The sequence below is a fragment of the Kordia sp. E genome (assembly GCF_056033805.1).
Map to the genome: position 1 here is coordinate 1,295,665 of NZ_JBRASR010000003.1, position 16,041 is coordinate 1,311,705.

14 protein-coding genes are annotated in these 16,041 nt (G+C 32.6%); all 14 read left to right on the forward strand.

Features of this window, described 5'->3' with window-relative positions; all coding sequences use genetic code 11:
- Nucleotides 1–87: 87 nt before the first annotated feature.
- The 14 genes from neuC to ACUUYC_RS18650 all read left to right on the forward strand — a co-directional run bounded on the left by neuC (nt 88) and on the right by ACUUYC_RS18650 (nt 15,834).
- A complete protein-coding gene (gene neuC, locus ACUUYC_RS18585; protein ID WP_474268194.1) occupies nt 88–1,245 on the forward strand; it encodes a UDP-N-acetylglucosamine 2-epimerase in 1,158 nt (385 codons plus the stop codon).
- Between the two features lie 224 nt (nt 1,246–1,469).
- Nucleotides 1,470–2,168 (forward strand): acylneuraminate cytidylyltransferase family protein, encoded by a 699-nt coding sequence (locus tag ACUUYC_RS18590; protein WP_474268195.1) that lies wholly within the window; start codon nt 1,470–1,472, stop codon nt 2,166–2,168.
- Entirely contained in the window at nt 2,165–3,739 is a 1,575-nt protein-coding gene (locus ACUUYC_RS18595; protein ID WP_474268196.1) for a hypothetical protein, read from the forward strand. The genes ACUUYC_RS18590 and ACUUYC_RS18595 overlap by 4 nt, the downstream gene beginning before the upstream one ends.
- Entirely contained in the window at nt 3,724–5,124 is a 1,401-nt protein-coding gene (locus ACUUYC_RS18600; protein WP_474268197.1) for a glycosyltransferase, read from the forward strand. Before ACUUYC_RS18595 ends, ACUUYC_RS18600 begins: the two co-directional genes overlap by 16 nt.
- Complete coding sequence (locus tag ACUUYC_RS18605) at nt 5,124–6,266, forward strand: glycosyltransferase family 4 protein (RefSeq protein ID WP_474268198.1); 1,143 nt, start codon at nt 5,124–5,126, stop codon at nt 6,264–6,266. Before ACUUYC_RS18600 ends, ACUUYC_RS18605 begins: the two co-directional genes overlap by 1 nt.
- Nucleotides 6,266–7,267 (forward strand): glycosyltransferase family 2 protein, encoded by a 1,002-nt coding sequence (locus ACUUYC_RS18610; protein WP_474268200.1) that lies wholly within the window; start codon nt 6,266–6,268, stop codon nt 7,265–7,267. Before ACUUYC_RS18605 ends, ACUUYC_RS18610 begins: the two co-directional genes overlap by 1 nt.
- Nucleotides 7,264–8,040 carry an FkbM family methyltransferase gene (locus ACUUYC_RS18615; RefSeq protein WP_474268201.1) on the forward strand — a complete coding sequence of 259 codons (777 nt, stop codon included), beginning with the start codon at nt 7,264–7,266 and terminating at the stop codon, nt 8,038–8,040. Before ACUUYC_RS18610 ends, ACUUYC_RS18615 begins: the two co-directional genes overlap by 4 nt.
- An 8-nt stretch (nt 8,041–8,048) precedes the next feature.
- Entirely contained in the window at nt 8,049–8,600 is a 552-nt protein-coding gene (locus tag ACUUYC_RS18620; RefSeq protein WP_474268203.1) for a serine O-acetyltransferase, read from the forward strand.
- Nucleotides 8,600–9,709 carry a glycosyltransferase family 4 protein gene (locus tag ACUUYC_RS18625; RefSeq protein ID WP_474268205.1) on the forward strand — a complete coding sequence of 370 codons (1,110 nt, stop codon included), beginning with the start codon at nt 8,600–8,602 and terminating at the stop codon, nt 9,707–9,709. The genes ACUUYC_RS18620 and ACUUYC_RS18625 overlap by 1 nt, the downstream gene beginning before the upstream one ends.
- Nucleotides 9,710–10,759, forward strand: coding sequence for an exostosin domain-containing protein (locus ACUUYC_RS18630; protein ID WP_474268207.1), 1,050 nt, complete (start codon nt 9,710–9,712; stop codon nt 10,757–10,759).
- A gap of 122 nt (nt 10,760–10,881) precedes the next feature.
- A complete protein-coding gene (locus ACUUYC_RS18635; protein WP_474268208.1) occupies nt 10,882–11,955 on the forward strand; it encodes a glycosyltransferase in 1,074 nt (357 codons plus the stop codon).
- Nucleotides 11,955–13,271 (forward strand): hypothetical protein, encoded by a 1,317-nt coding sequence (locus ACUUYC_RS18640; RefSeq protein ID WP_474268209.1) that lies wholly within the window; start codon nt 11,955–11,957, stop codon nt 13,269–13,271. Before ACUUYC_RS18635 ends, ACUUYC_RS18640 begins: the two co-directional genes overlap by 1 nt.
- Nucleotides 13,268–14,224 carry a glycosyltransferase family 2 protein gene (locus ACUUYC_RS18645; RefSeq protein WP_474268210.1) on the forward strand — a complete coding sequence of 319 codons (957 nt, stop codon included), beginning with the start codon at nt 13,268–13,270 and terminating at the stop codon, nt 14,222–14,224. The genes ACUUYC_RS18640 and ACUUYC_RS18645 overlap by 4 nt, the downstream gene beginning before the upstream one ends.
- Nucleotides 14,221–15,834, forward strand: coding sequence for a hypothetical protein (locus ACUUYC_RS18650; protein WP_474268212.1), 1,614 nt, complete (start codon nt 14,221–14,223; stop codon nt 15,832–15,834). The genes ACUUYC_RS18645 and ACUUYC_RS18650 overlap by 4 nt, the downstream gene beginning before the upstream one ends.
- Nucleotides 15,835–16,041: the final 207 nt, after the last annotated feature.

Consider the following 16,041-nt stretch of genomic DNA (forward strand, 5'->3'; position numbering starts at 1 on the left):
TTTTCGAATAACCGAATAACCAAAAAAAACGAAGCGACTTATAATAAATCAACCCAAAACTGAAAACCGACAACTGAAAACCGAGAAATGAACAAACGAAAAATATGTGCTGTCGTAACGGCACGACCATCATACAGTAGAATAAAAACGGCGCTAAAAGCAATTCAAGAACATCCAAGTCTCGAATTACAATTAGTAGTTGCAGGTTCTGCATTACTAGGACGTTACGGAAATGCTGTAAATGTCATTGAAAAAGATGGTTTCAAAATAGATGAAAAAGTATTCATGGTGTTGGAAGGTGAAAACCCGACAGCAATGGCAAAAACGACAGGTTTAGGTGTGATGGAACTCTCAAATGTATTCTACAATCTAAAACCCGACGCAGTTATTACCATTGCAGATCGTTTTGAAACAATTGCTACAAGCATTGCTGCGGCGTATCAAAACATTCCATTAGTGCACATTCAAGGTGGAGAAGTTACTGGAAACATTGATGAAAAAGTACGTCATGCAAATACAAAACTTGCTGATTTACATTTAGTTGCTTCGGAAGATGCAAAAGATAGAGTTATAAAGCTTGGAGAAGATCCTGCGTATGTATTAAATACTGGTTGCCCGTCAATTGATATTGCTAAGGAAGTGTTAGAAAATACAAATCATAATGTCAATCCAATTAAAAAATATGGAGGTGTAGGAGCTGATTTAGACATTTCTAACGGATATTTAGTAGTAATGCAACATCCAGAGACAAGTCGTTACAAATCGGCAAGAGAAGACGTATTAGCTACGTTAAAAGCGATTCATGAGTTAAACATTCCAACGTTTTGGTTTTGGCCAAACGTAGATGCAGGTTCGGATGGAACTTCAAACGGAATTCGCTACTATCGTGAAAACTTCAATCCAGGAAACATCCGATTCTTTAAAAACATGGAACCGAATGACTTTTTACACTTACTAAAAAATAGTGATTGTTTAGTTGGAAACTCAAGTGTAGGAATTCGCGAATGTTCATACATTGGTGTACCAACGGTTAACATTGGAACACGTCAAAACCGCCGTCAACGCGGGAAAAACGTACTAGATGTTGCATATGATAAAGACTTAATAAAAGCAGCAATTCAAGAACGAATTGGACAAAAAGGAATGCTTTCTGAACACATATATGGAGATGGAAACTCTGGAAAACGTATTGCGGAAGCGTTAGCAAACACAAAACTAATTGCTCATAAAACGATTATGTATTAATGAAATAGTGTATGTTAAATTATAAATAACGCAAACGTCAGTTCGAGTGATTTTTTATTATATCGAGCGCAGTCGAGATAAACAAAAAATAGTATCGAGAACAGCTTTTAAAGTTAAATTTACTATTATATTTCAAAGTAGTTCTCGATACAAATTTGTTATGCAAATTCACTCGAACTGACGTTAAGTACAAAACAAATATATCAGATCACAGAAATAACAATATGAATATTCTAGCAGTCATACCAGCAAGAGGCGGAAGCAAAGGTGTTCCAGGGAAAAATAAAAAATTATTGAATGGAAAACCGTTAATTCAATACAGTATTGACGCTGCTTTGCAATCAAAACATATTGATGAAGTTGTGGTCACGACAGATGATGAAGAAATAATTGCGATTGCGAAGTCGCTTGGCGCGAATGTTCCCTTTGTGCGTCCAAAACACTTAGCGGAAGATACAACGCCAACATTACCAGTGATTCAGCATGTAATCTCACATTTTGAAGGAGCAGGAAAACAATTTGATGCCATCTGTTTATTGCAACCAACAAGTCCATTTAGACCGAAAGGATTTCTAGACAAAGCATTGGAAACATTCAAAGAAAAACAAACAGATTCGTTAGTTTCTGTCTTAGAAGTTCCACATGAATACAATCCACATTGGACGTTTGAAGCCAATGAAAATGGCGTGTTAAAGATTGCTACAGGTGAACAAAACATCATTCCAAGAAGACAAGAATTACCAAAAGCGTATCACAGAGACGGAAGTATATATATCACAAAAACGAATTGCATTCAACACGAAAACTCACTATATGGAAATACGGTAGCGTATGTAGTTTCTGATTCAACATACTATGTAAACATTGACACGCTAAAAGATTGGCAAAAGGCTGAAGAATTAGCTAAAACAATTGTGCTGTGAAATTTGAAAAACATACCATAACGAATTTTCATATAACTTTTGACAAAGAACAATTTCAAGTAGAACTGTTCAAAACGGAAAATCAAGGAAGTACACTCTATTGGTTAGAAGATCAACAATACGAAATTATCTGGTATTCATCAGATCATGATGTAGAAAAAATTACAGATTTTTTAGAAGAATTACATCACAATATACATGAAGCACTTATAAATATTTACAATCATATTGGTGGAGTTTTTGAACTGTTTATTTATGATAAAATAAGTAGTAAATTATTAATATATAGTGATTTATACGGTGTCAATGGAAGTTTTAGTTTAATATATAGAAACAAGCATATTTTCTTCTTAAACTTCCAAAATTTCAATAAATTACAAGTTCCGTTAGAATTTGATGAAATTGGAATGCAAGCACACTTTGCGTTCGGATATCAAGTAACTCCATTTCCGTTACCATACAAAAATATCACACGTATTCAAGGTGGAAAACAATACACTTTCAATTCAGATTTGACTAAACATACAATTGACTTACAACTTGATTTTTCAAATAAAAGCGAACCTTTTTCATTAAAAGATGGTATGAATGCTACAGAAAATCTATTCTTTGGTGCAACTGCGGGAAAAGATAGTTTAGCATTACTAAGTCAAGTTGAAGAAGGAAATGAATACGTAAAAGCAGGAAACTTTGGAAATGTGTATGCTGCTGATGTCATTCAAGGTAAGGAAATAGCTTTGAAGTTAGGAATTAACTACAAGTATGCAACTTTATGTGATGAAAATGAATTTGAACACTATGCCACTCAAATTGCTACAATTTCTGGCGGATTGGCAACAGCTTCGTATGTAGACATGCTGAAATTTGTAGATCAAACGATTCCTGAAAACTATAGTTATGTCATGGGAGAAGCTGGAGAATGTGTGCGCATGTTTTTTGGAGAAGATGAAAATCTAGCAAAAGCAATGCACAACTATTTAACGCCAAAAGAGTTTTTATCTAATTCGTTTACAAGTGATTATGATGAATTTTTAAATGAATATCCTGAAAATATTTCTTTGGCTGTAGCCGAAAACTATACTGGAAATTCAAATGCTGAAATTTTACTTAACTTCTATAGAAAAGGACGTTTGCCAGGGAATTTTGGGAATCGACATAAAATGATTTCCGCTTTTAGGAATAAAATTACACCATTTTTACATGAAGATTTTATAAAGCAAACGCACAATGCATCGCGTGAACGTTACAAAAACGATCAAATTCATGAACAAATCATTTATGAAGGAAATCAAGATTTACTACAATATTTCAAAAACCCAATCAAGTCTGAAACCTCTGTACAAGACTGGAATAATAGAATAGAAGGAGAAATAGGAGAAAAGCTATATGAATTGCTAGAAAAGAACATTAATGCCTTAAAAACTGTCTTTGACACGGAAAAAGTATTACAATTGGCAAAAAAACAACAAAAAACTCCGAATAGAGGACTCTATTTTCTTTTCAGAATCCTTTCAATGGCTATATTTGTCGACAATATCAATAACGCTGTTGCCTCATGCGAAAAAAGATAATATCCATATTTGTTGGATATCAAAGTTTTGAAAATCATTATGCAAGCAATTTCTTCGACATTCCAGAAGAATTTGACATGCTTGTTTGGCATAATGTAAAATCTTCTGCAGTAGAAAAACTGCCAAAATCAATTGCAACAAAACAGCTTCCAGAGTTTGATTACAAAGGGAAGACAGACTTTTTGCGTTATTTAAAAGCGAAGTCAACATTGCGTTACAATGATAAAAATCAAGCAAATAAAAATCATTTATTATATAGAGTTGCGCCAGGGAAAAGTAACTTTAAAAAGAAAGTGAAATTTGCACTAATTAGTCTCTTATCACGTTTCTATGCTTCCGCAACTGGAATTCAAAAACTAGAAGATAAATTCTTCAAAAACACGCGTGAATCCAACTATTACAAAGAATGTTTAGCATATCTAAAAATTGAGAAACCTGATCTTATCTATTGTTCGCATCAAGTATCTAGTTTGTCATTAGCGCCCGTAATTGCTGCACGCGATTTGGGAATTCCTGTAGTGAGTTTTATACATTCTTGGGACAATCTTCCGAAAGGAAACAAAATGCTAAAAGCAGACCATTACTTTGTTTGGAGTGAATACATGAAGGAGGAAATGCAGCAATATTATGCGGATGAAGTTAAGAATGACAACATTACAATAACTGGAACGCCGCAATTTACATTCTATACAAAACCTGAATATTTAATTGAGAAAGAATTATTCTATAAAGCATATAAGTTGCCATTAGACAAAAAGTTATTATGTTTCTCAGGAAATTTCACGTCTATAGGAATGGATGATCCTTTATATTTAAAAGATCTAGCCGAAGCGGTAAAAACGCATAATCAAACACATAAAGAACAATATCATGTAATATTACGTGCAAATCCTGCTGATTACAATCAAGGATTTACTCCAATAATAGCTGCATACAAAGATGTGATTACGGAAGTAATTCCAACATGGGATTCTGAAAATAATCCATTGCCTGAATTGTACAATGTAAACTCCAATTTAGGCGTATTATATAGTACATTGCATTACAGTGAAGCAATTTTTAATATTGGCTCTACAATGGCGCTTGACGCGATATTACTCGGAAAACAAGCATTTTATTGTGATTATAAACAACCAAATGGACACAAAGATTTCAATATAGATCGTTTGTATCAATTTGTCCATTTTAAAACCTTTGAAAAGCATCCAAAAGCGGTACATGTGTTGCGTTCTAAGGAAGCAATTACACATATGTTACAAGATTTTAATACCTTGAAACAACAAAATATTGGTGCACGTCAAAATTGGGCTGAAAGTGTTGCTGCGCATCCATTACAAAATGTACAACAACGTATGCACACTGCATTCAAAAAACTATTGAGCTAATGCATATTGGTTTTTTACTTCCCGAATATCCACATGAAAAACTTCCGAAAGCTGCCGGAATAGGAACGAGTACGAAAAACTTACTCAAAGCCTTAGTAGATAAAGGAATTCAAATTTCTGTATTTACGTATTTTCAGGATAAACAAGAAGTTTTTACAGACGAAGGCATCACAATTCACAAAATAAAACTGCGTAAATATCCTTTATTTACATGGCGTTTAAACGAAGGAATTATAGCCAATTATGTAAACAAAATCATCAAACAAGATAAAATAGATGTCTTGGAAGTGGTTGATTGGACTGGAATTTCAGCAAATATGAACTTCTCAATTCCAAATGTAATGCGATTGCATGGAAGTGATACGTTTTTCTGTCATTTGGAAGATCGTCCACAAAAACAACGAAACTTCAATCGTGAGAAAAAAGCATTTCAAAAAGCAACTAAAATTATAGCAGTAAGTCAGTTTGTAGCTGAAAAAACAAACATGTTATTTTCTGATAATAAGGGAGTTACTGTAATTCCAAACGGAATATATATTGATGATTTTCATCCAGATATTTCAAAGCGTATAGAAGGTTTAATTTTATACTTTGGAACGTTAATTCGTAAAAAAGGAATTATAGAATTGGCACATATTTTCAATGAATTGATTCAAAAAAACGACAACTGTACATTGGTTATTGTTGGAAACGACGCGATTGACGCCTTGGAAAATCGTTCTACATGGGAAATCATGCAAGAACAACTAAGCTCAGATGCTTTGAAAAAGGTTGATTACAAAGGAAAAGTCAATTATGATACAATGAAAGAGTTGATTAATGAAGCAAATGTTTGTGTATTTCCTTCGTTAGCAGAATCGTTCGGAATGGTTACTATAGAAGCAATGGCGCTAGAAAAACCATTTGTAAATACAGACTATCCTTGGGCACATGAAATTGTAGAAGATGGAAAAACTGGTTTTCTGGAAAACCCAAAATCTTACAAAGCATTTGCAGAAAAAATAAATACATTATTAACGAATACGGAAATTGCTTCAAAAATGGCTAAAAATGCTAGAAATGAAGCAATAAAACGATTTGATATCACCAATATAGCTCAACAAAATATAGAAATATACAAATCTCTAGTCCAACAAAACTAATGAAATTTACACTGATCATATGTACATACATGCGTCCGAAACCATTGCAAACACTATTGCAATCGGTAACGAAGCAAGTATTATATCCTGATGAGATATTAATTGTTGATGGTTCTACAAATGATGAAACAAAGGAAATGTTGTCTCAAAATCCGTTTAATAATTTGAAGTATCATAAAGTGGATGATTCAGAAAGAGGATTAACGCGGCAGCGTAATTTTGGAATACGAAATGTTGCTGAAACAAGCGATATTGTTTGCTTTTTAGATGATGATACAATTTTAGAAGAAACATACTTTGAAAACTTAATTGGAACCTATAAAACCTATCCTGAAGCTTTAGGAGTTGGCGGTTACATTACAAATGAGGTCAATTGGACAAAGATTTCAGGTGAAAACAAACCAACAACAAAATCGTTTCAATATGATGGTTGGTTTCGATCAGAATCGCTGCGTTTTCGTTTTCGAAAGAAACTTGGTTTACTAGATGATACAAAACCATGCATCATGCCAACATTTGCGCATGGACGTGCTGTCGGATTTTTGCCGCCTTCTGGAAACACATATCCAGTTGAAGTCTTTATGGGCGGTGTTTCATCATTTAAAAAGAAAGTGTTTAATACGATTAATTTTTCAACCTATTTTGATGGTTATGGTTTATATGAAGACACCGATTTTACGTTGCGTGTTTCTAAACTAGGACAATTATATGTAAATACAGCTGCACGTTTAGAACATCATCATGATGCTTCTGGTCGTCCAAATCAGTTTAAATATGGTAAGATGGTTGTAAAAAATGGCTGGTACGTTTGGCGTGTCCGATTTAAAAACCCAAGCTTAAAAGCAAGAATAAAATGGAATGTTACGTCATTGTTTTTGGCGTTTCTTAGATTTACAAATATATTTACCCAGCAAAAAAAGATGGAAGCTTTTACAGAATCAATTGGTAGATTTACCGCTTGGTTTGTATTATGGTTTCAAAAACCCCAAATAAAAGAATGAGTTTGCTAAAAACTATATATAAAATTTTGCCGTCAAAAGCATTAAAGGAATCGCTTAAACAAGTGTATTTCAATGTGATTCGTAAGGAAAAGTTCAAGCGAAAAAATAATACCTATCAAACTATATTTACTGGCGATTTAGGAATTTCTACAAAACTTCCTATGTATTATGTTGTGAGAGATATCAATAGATACGAGACGTTTTACACTATAAAAGAAAACGATGTTGTATTAGATGCTGGCGCAAATCATGGCTACTTATCATTGTATTATGGTAAAAAAGTAGGCGCAAACGGAAAAGTATTTGCTTTTGAACCTGATGCGATTAATATTGTGGAAATGGAATCAAACATTGCATTGAATCCTGAAATAAAAAATATTCAAATTCAAGAAGAATTAATTTGGGATAAAAATACTCAGCTAGAGTTTTTTGAAGCAGGAAGTGTTTCTTCATCAATTTATACGAAACCTGCTGATGCAAAAACGACTCTTAAAGACGCAATAACGATAGATTCTTTCCAGAAACGAGAAAAACTAGAACGTCTAGATTTTGTCAAAATGGACATTGAAGGCGCCGAAATTGAAGCAATGGATGGTTTGGTAGAAGTACTTGAAGAGTTTAAGCCAAACTTTGCAATTGCAAGTTATCATTGGGTTAACAAAGAACAAACCTATAAAAAAATAGAAGCTTTTTTTGAATCAAAAAACTATCCATATAAAACTGTTTTTTACAAAGATGGAGAGATTATCACATTTGCAGGAAAAATAGATTAACACAACATATGTTTAAAAAAGTACGATCAGATATTGCCAAATATAAGAAGTATAGCGGGAAAAACGCGTTGCTCTTAATACTCACACAACAGGGTTTGTGGGCAATAATCACGTATCGTTTTTGGAACTGTATTTATGAAAGTAGATTGCCTTCAATTTTGAAAAAAATCATCTTGCTTTTTGCTGTGATTTCACAAAAGTGGATTGAAATTGTCGCAGGAATTCAATTGCCATATTCGGCTAAAGTTGGACATTCATTTTACATTGGCCATTTTGGACATATTATTATCAATTCTAATGCTGTCATTGGAAATAATTGTAATATTTCACAAGGTGTCACCATTGGCGTTAGTGGAAGAGGCGATAAGCGCGGCGTTCCTGTATTGGAAGATAATGTCTATGTTGGTGCAAACGTAACTGTTGCCGGAAAAATCACGATTGGTTCTAATAGTGTTTTAGGTGCAAATTCGCTGGTTGTAAAAGATGTAGAAGCCAATACAACAGTTTTGGGTGTTCCTGCCGTAAAAATTAATGATAACGATTCATCTGCTTATATTTAATGAACTTTTTAGTCGTTACATACGCGCCAACCATCAAACGAGAAGACCAGTTTTTTTCGTATGCTCCTTATGTTAAGGAAATGGATCTTTGGTTTGATCATGCTGAGAATATTGGTATTATTTCACCTTTTTACTATAAAGAAGATATTCTAGAAAAGAACTTCAAACGTACTGATATCAAGCGATTTTGGTTGCCTTTTTTCTTTTCAAACACATTTTTACAAAAAATAAGAACCGTTTTATTATTTCCTGTTATAGTGTTTCAATTGATCAAAGCTTTTATTTGGGCAGATCATATTCATTTGCGTTGTCCTGGAAATGTTGGATTGATTGCTTGTTTTGTACAAATCCTTTTTCCATGGAAAACCAAAACTGCTAAGTATGCAGGAAATTGGGATCCGAAAAGTCCACAACCATTGAGTTATCGTGTGCAACGAAAAATTCTTTCCAATACATTTTTAACCAAAAAGATGAACGTTTTGGTGTATGGAGATTGGAAGAATCAAACAAAAAATATCAAATCATTTTTTACAGCAACATATAGAGATGCTGATAAAGAACCAATTGTAGCAAGAAAATTAGAAGGAATTGTAAAATTTAGTTTTATTGGTTCGTTAGCGATTGGAAAACGTCCGTTGTTGACAATTCAAATTGTGGAAGCACTTCATAAACAGCATCATAATGTACGATTAGATGTGTATGGAGATGGTGCAATGCGATCAGAGTTAGAAGCGTATGTGGAAGCAAATCAATTGCAATCATTTGTGAAATTACATGGAAATGTAAAAGGCGAGTTTATCAAAGAAGTACACAAAACGTCACATTTTATGTTATTGCCTTCAAAATCGGAAGGTTGGCCAAAAGTAGTTGCAGAAGCAATGTTTTGGGGAAGCTTGCCAATTGTAACTAAAATTTCGTGTGTTCCATATATGTTAGATGAAGGAAATCGTGGAATTTTGATTGATCCGAATGTAGAAAATGCAGTTGCAGGAATTGAAAAGATGCTTCAATCTGAAGCAACATATCAAGAAGCTGTTGAAAATGCGATTGAATGGAGTCGAACGTACACACTTGATAAATTTGAACAAGAAATAAAATCGTTACTATAAATGTTGAACGTTTACACAGATAGAAAATTTTTAGAGAAACATCCGAAAGGAGAGAAGTTTCCGTTGGTGTATGCGTTATTATTTGATGAACGAGATGAATTTACAGAGGTCAAAAAGTACTATCAATTAGTTGATACAATTGAAGAAGCTGAAGTTGCAATGTTACCATGTTCTTGGAATTATTACTTGAATCAGAATGCGCAAGCAGAAGCAGAATCGTTCATTGAAGCATGTCACAAAGCAAGTTTGAAAGTATTGACATATGTTTCAGGAGATCAAGGTGTAATGCCTACAAACAAAGATGTGTATGTATTTCGCACAAGTGGTTATAAAAGTAAAAAGTTGCCGAATCAGATTTCGTTTCCAGCATTTTTTAAAGATCCGTTAGTACATTATATTGAAAAAGAAGATCATCAAGTTCGTGTAAAAAATGAACAACCTGTAATTGGTTTTGTCGGTCAGGCAACTGCAAACGTTTTAAAAGCTGCAAAAGACATTGGCTTCATTGTGTATAGAAATTTGAAATATCACTTTCATAAGTCCTTATTAGAACCACAACAATGGTATGCAGCGCCTTTTATGCGTTATAAATACTTGAAACGTTTAGAGAAAAATAAAGACATTCAAACGAATATTGTATATAGAGAACGTTATAGAGCTGGTATAAAAAGTAATCGATCTATAGATAAAACAACCTATGAATTTTATGAAAATATAAACGATTCTGATTATATATTTAATTTAAGAGGCGCTGGAAATTTTTCAGTTCGTTTTTATCAAACCTTAGCTATGGGAAGAATTCCTGTATTGATTGATACAGATTGTTTGTTACCATTAGAAGGAATCATTGATTGGACACAACATTGCATTCGAATCCCGCAAGGAAAAGAACATATATTAGAGAAAAAATTACTAGAATTTCACGGAAATCTAAATCAAGAAAAATTTGAAGAAATTCAAGTAGAAAATCGTAAGCTATGGGAAGAATATTTAACCTTAACAAGCTTTTTTGCTAGGATTCATGACCTTTTAAAAAGTAATAAATTGTAAATGTAAAAAGCTAAATGTAGAATATAAAAGTATTCCTTTTAAAACCCAAAACCCAAAACCCAAAACCCAAAACCCAAAACCCAAAACCCAAAACCCAAAACCCAAAACCCAAAACCCAATAAATGAAAACCCTCCAAGTCATTGATACATTAGAAGCTGGCGGCGCTGAAAAACTAGCGTTAACCTATGCAAATGCATTGGCGACAGAAGTAGATGCTTCATTTTTGTGTACGACGCGTAAAGAAGGAATGTTGAAAAATCAGCTTTCAAATGAAGTTGGGTATTTGTTTTTAAACCGAACTAAAACCTTTGATTTCAAAGCAATTAAACGATTGAAAGCTTTTATTAAAGAAAACGAAATTACAATAGTACATGCGCATGCGACTTCTTTTTTCATTGTATTTCTAACAAAAATGATCTATCCGAAGTTTAAAATGGTTTGGCATGATCATTACGGAAATAGTGAATTTTTAGCAAAACGGAAATCGTTTCCATTGAAAATTGCTTCCTATTGGATGAACGGAATTATTTCAGTGAACCAACAATTAAAAGATTGGGCAGATAAAAATTTAGCAGTTTCCAACGTAATTTACCTTTCAAACTTTCCCGTAAAAAATACAACTGTTCAAAAGTCAACAGAATTAAAAGGAACTTCAGGAAAACGTATTGTTTGTTTGGCAAATTTACGTCCACAGAAAGATCATACATTGTTGGTAAAAGCATTCAAAAACATTAAAAAGACACATAAAGATTGGACATTGCATTTGGTTGGAAAAGATTTTGAGGATGATTATTCGCGTACGCTTAAATTATTTATTCATGATCATGAATTAAATGACAGTGTATTTGTGTATGGAAGTAGGGAAGATGTTTCGCATATTTTATCGCAATGTGATATTGGTGTACTATCTTCAAAATCTGAAGGTTTACCAATTGCTTTGCTAGAATATGGTTTGCATGGTTTAGCCGTTTTAGCAACAGATGTTGGTGAATGCAAGCGTGTAATTTCAGATGAATCTAAAGGATATTTAGTTGCTGCAGGAAATGAAATGATTTTTGCAGAAAAACTAACTAATTTAATAGAAAACGAAGTAGATAGAACAAAAAAAGCAGCACATTTGCAGCAACATATTAATGAACACTTTGCGCAAGAAGCAATTCTGCAACAATTGATAACTTTTTACAACGAATTATAATGGCTACTGCCGTAAAAAAAATAGAAACACGCTTATTCGCTATGGGGAAATCAATCTTTCTCAAGCTGTTGCTATTCGGTATTTTGGTATCATACTTTTACAATGTTGCTGTCTTTAAATATAGTATTACAGGAAGTAACGAACTGCGTTTATATGACTTTTTAGGATTATTAGTAATCTATCAATTTGTAGTAAATTATGACATTCTAATTTGGTATATAAATCGAAAAAGATACCTTCAATATCTTTGGATTTTTATCAAATGGTGTTTGTTTATGATGATTTTCACCTTTTTGATTAGTTATCTAAGCGGACGACTTACCTGGATATTACGAACTACATTGTTCATGTATCATTTCTTAACATTCTATTTTTCGTTTGTATTTTTTCTCATCTTAATGCGAAACCCTAAAATATTAAGACAACTTGTGTACTTACATGTGGTTATGACTGTCATTGCTACACTTGTCGTATTAGGACAGCATTTTGGTGCCATTGGTTATTTGTGGAGTGATATAGATAAAAAAGCATATGCAGGATTTCTTTCAGGAATTCTTGGCCCAAATAAAATTGTCTTGGGAATGGTGATGGTAACTTCCTTAATTACATTTATTGGATTATTTTTTGAAAGAGCTTTGAAAATAAATCGAATATTTCTAATTGCAGGAATTTTGTTCTCAATTATTGCGTTATCATTAAGTGGATCACGAACAAGTTATGTTGGGTTATTGGTATTTGCGTTGTATTTCTTTGTAAAATCAACAGGTAAATTTATTTATATGTCTGTTGTAGTTGGATTTGGCTTATTAGCCGTTTCTGCATACAATTCAGAGATCTTTTCAATCATAACAGATGTTTTCAATGGACGTGTTGTAAATAAGCTTTCTGATCCGTCTTTAATAGCACAAGGAGATGTAAATCAATTATATGAAGATTTAGGCGCAGGACGAAAAAATTTATCTGTAAAATACATCGATTACTTGCTAACACATTTATATGTAGTGCCATTCGGATCAGGTTTTAACAACTTTATTCTCGTTGGAAACTCAGCACATAACATCTACTTAACGCTTATTAATGAAGTAGGACTGGTTGGTTTATATTTCTATGTAAGATGGCTTTTAAACTACTTTTCTATACGATACAAGCAATTTAAATACTTAGGTATTGCCATGAAAGGATTGGTATTATCTATGATGGTAACTTTATTATTTGGTGAACATTTATACGTTTACCGACCTGTTTTTGCTATATTGGGCTTGTTTTTATTTTCAACAGCTGTGCTAATTACACCAAGATATTATAAAAAAGCATGATCAACTTTGAATCATATAACATAGGAGTTATAATTCCATATTACAATGCTGCAAAACACATTGAAAATGTGGTGAATAAGTTGCCTTCGTTCATTTCTAAAATTATTATTGTTGATGATTGTGGAAAAGAACCAATTCCAGAAAGTTTGATTGCACAGTCAAAAACATCTGATCGTATTGTAATCGTAAAGAATAAAAAAAACTTAGGCGTTGGCGGTGCTACAAAACACGGTTTTCAAAAAGCAATTGAATTAGAACTTGAATATGTTATAAAAGTAGATGCTGACGATCAAATGGATAGTAGCCATATTCCAGATTTGTTGAAACCACTAATTGAAAACAAAGCTGAATACGCTAAAGGAAATCGGTTCAAGGATTTCAAAGCATTAAAACAAATGCCTTTTGTGCGTAAAGTTGGAAACTTAGGATTATCATTTCTAACGAAAGTAGCTTCTGGATATTGGAATAATTTTGATCCGACAAATGGTTTTTTTGCAATAAAAGTTGAATTGTTAAAACAACTCGATTTCACAAACATTCATCGCGATTACTACTTTGAATCGTCTTTAATTGCCGAATTATACTTTCAAGATGTACGGATTAAAGATGTGCCAATGCCAGCAAACTATGGAGATGAAAAATCGAGCATGAAAGTTTGGCAAATTCCATTCATATTTATACCAAAACTCACAAAAACATTTTTAAAACGCATCTTTAAAAGTTACTTTATTTACGATTTTAATATTGCTTCTGTATATCTACTATTCGGTTTCCCGATGTTTCTCTTTGGCTTTATTTACGGAATCTACAATTGGGTTCATTATGCTTCTTTGGGCGAATTTACACCAACAGGAACAATTATGTTAATCACAGTTTCGTTGATTCTTGGGTTTCAGTTGTTGTTACAAGCAATTCAATACGATATCTTAAAAGCACCAAAATCTGAAGCATGAAACGCAAACACATCATTGTCATCCTATTGAATGTTTGCATCGCTTTTGGATATTACATAGGAAATCTGTCAGCAAACGAAACACATTTAAGCTCTGACTTACATAACATTATTCCTGTATGCCTCAAAAAAGATGACCCAAGTTTATTTGCGAAAGACTTATTCTGTAATGATATTAATAATGTAAAATATTACACACCTTTTTATATTGAAACACTACGTTTTTTAGCAAAATTCACAGACGGAAACTATGTGCAAGCATTGAATATATTGACGTTTATTTGTCACATTCTATTCGGATTACTTTGGTATTTTTTACTATTCAGAATTACAAAAAACTTTTGGATAGCATTCTTTGTTTCCATCTTCATGAGAGGAATTATTTGGATTCCAGGATACGAATATTGGGGAATTTCAGATATGTGGTCCATGTTGCCACGTGTTGTGTATTATGCAGTATTACCATTACCATTTTTGCTATTCAATTTCAAAAATAATTTAAAGTTATACATAGCCGCATTTTTAGCTGGATTACTATTCAACTTTCATCCAATCACAGGTTTAGGAGGTGTTTTAGTATTTTTTAGTTATGTGTTTTTACATGATTATTATGAAAAAAAGAGTTTTCTAAAACTATTCAGTTTGCGCAATTTATTAGTGATTTTATTAGCGTTTTTAGGAATGCTACCATTTTTCATTACCTATTTTGGTAATGTTTCCACAGATGCATCAGACTACGATTTATCAGTATATTATGAAGCACTAGAATTGAAGTTTTCATCGTTTTTACGTGAACCAACAACCTTTTGGCAACAATGGTTACACTTAAAATATGCTATCTATTTTATTCCCGTTTTAGTATTTGCGGTGTATGCATATGTAAAAGGAAATAAAATTGACAAAGTACGATGTAACTATTTATTAATCTTAAGTTTATTAGTATTTGCATTGCCAAATATATTCACGTTTTTAGAATTGATTGTAAACGAAACATTTGAGAAAAACATTCGCATGTCGTTTCAATTAGTTAGAATTCAAAAACTATTGATTGTAGCGTTTTTCTTTGCAATTTTATTCATTCTTGATGTTTTATACAGAAATCAACGCTTTAAACAGTTATTTCTGTTTGTTTTTGGAGGTTTTCTATTGGTTTTAGTAGTTTCTAAGCATGAAGTATTCAATTCAATTCCTGTAGCTTCTAATGATATTGTACGACGTGTATTGCCAAATTCGCTTTCAGTTGGAAACATTGCAAACGGAAATGATGATGCAGACTTAAACGAAGTTCTAACATTTATAAGAGAAAAAACACCAAAAGATGCTTTGTTTTTTGCGCCTGATATTGGACGATCGGGTGGAAGGCGTTCGGTAGTTTTGGATAGTAAAGGCGCTAATATGTTGATTGAAGGAAATCCGAAACGATTTGTACAATGGTATCAAGATTATACTGAATTTACTGCATTACCACGATTAGAAGGAAATCAATTTTTACGTAATTATGGAGTAGACTATGTTTTAATTTATATAGATTTACCTGAATTTGAACTCATCCTACAAAAAGGAAAATGGCGATTGTATAAAGTAACTGAAAGAATAAAAACTTTTCGATAGGAAATTGAATATATAAAATGATTCTCGATACAATTTTTCGTCATTTCATTATGAAAAATCACTCGAATTGACGTTTTTTGAAATCAAATGATGGAATAAATTATATTAAAAATACCTCTGGAAAAATTCCCTTTCTTTTGTTTCTTTTCTTTGGGAAAGCAAAGAAAACGAAAAGTAATTAAGCAAAATTGAATGAAATTTGTAAAA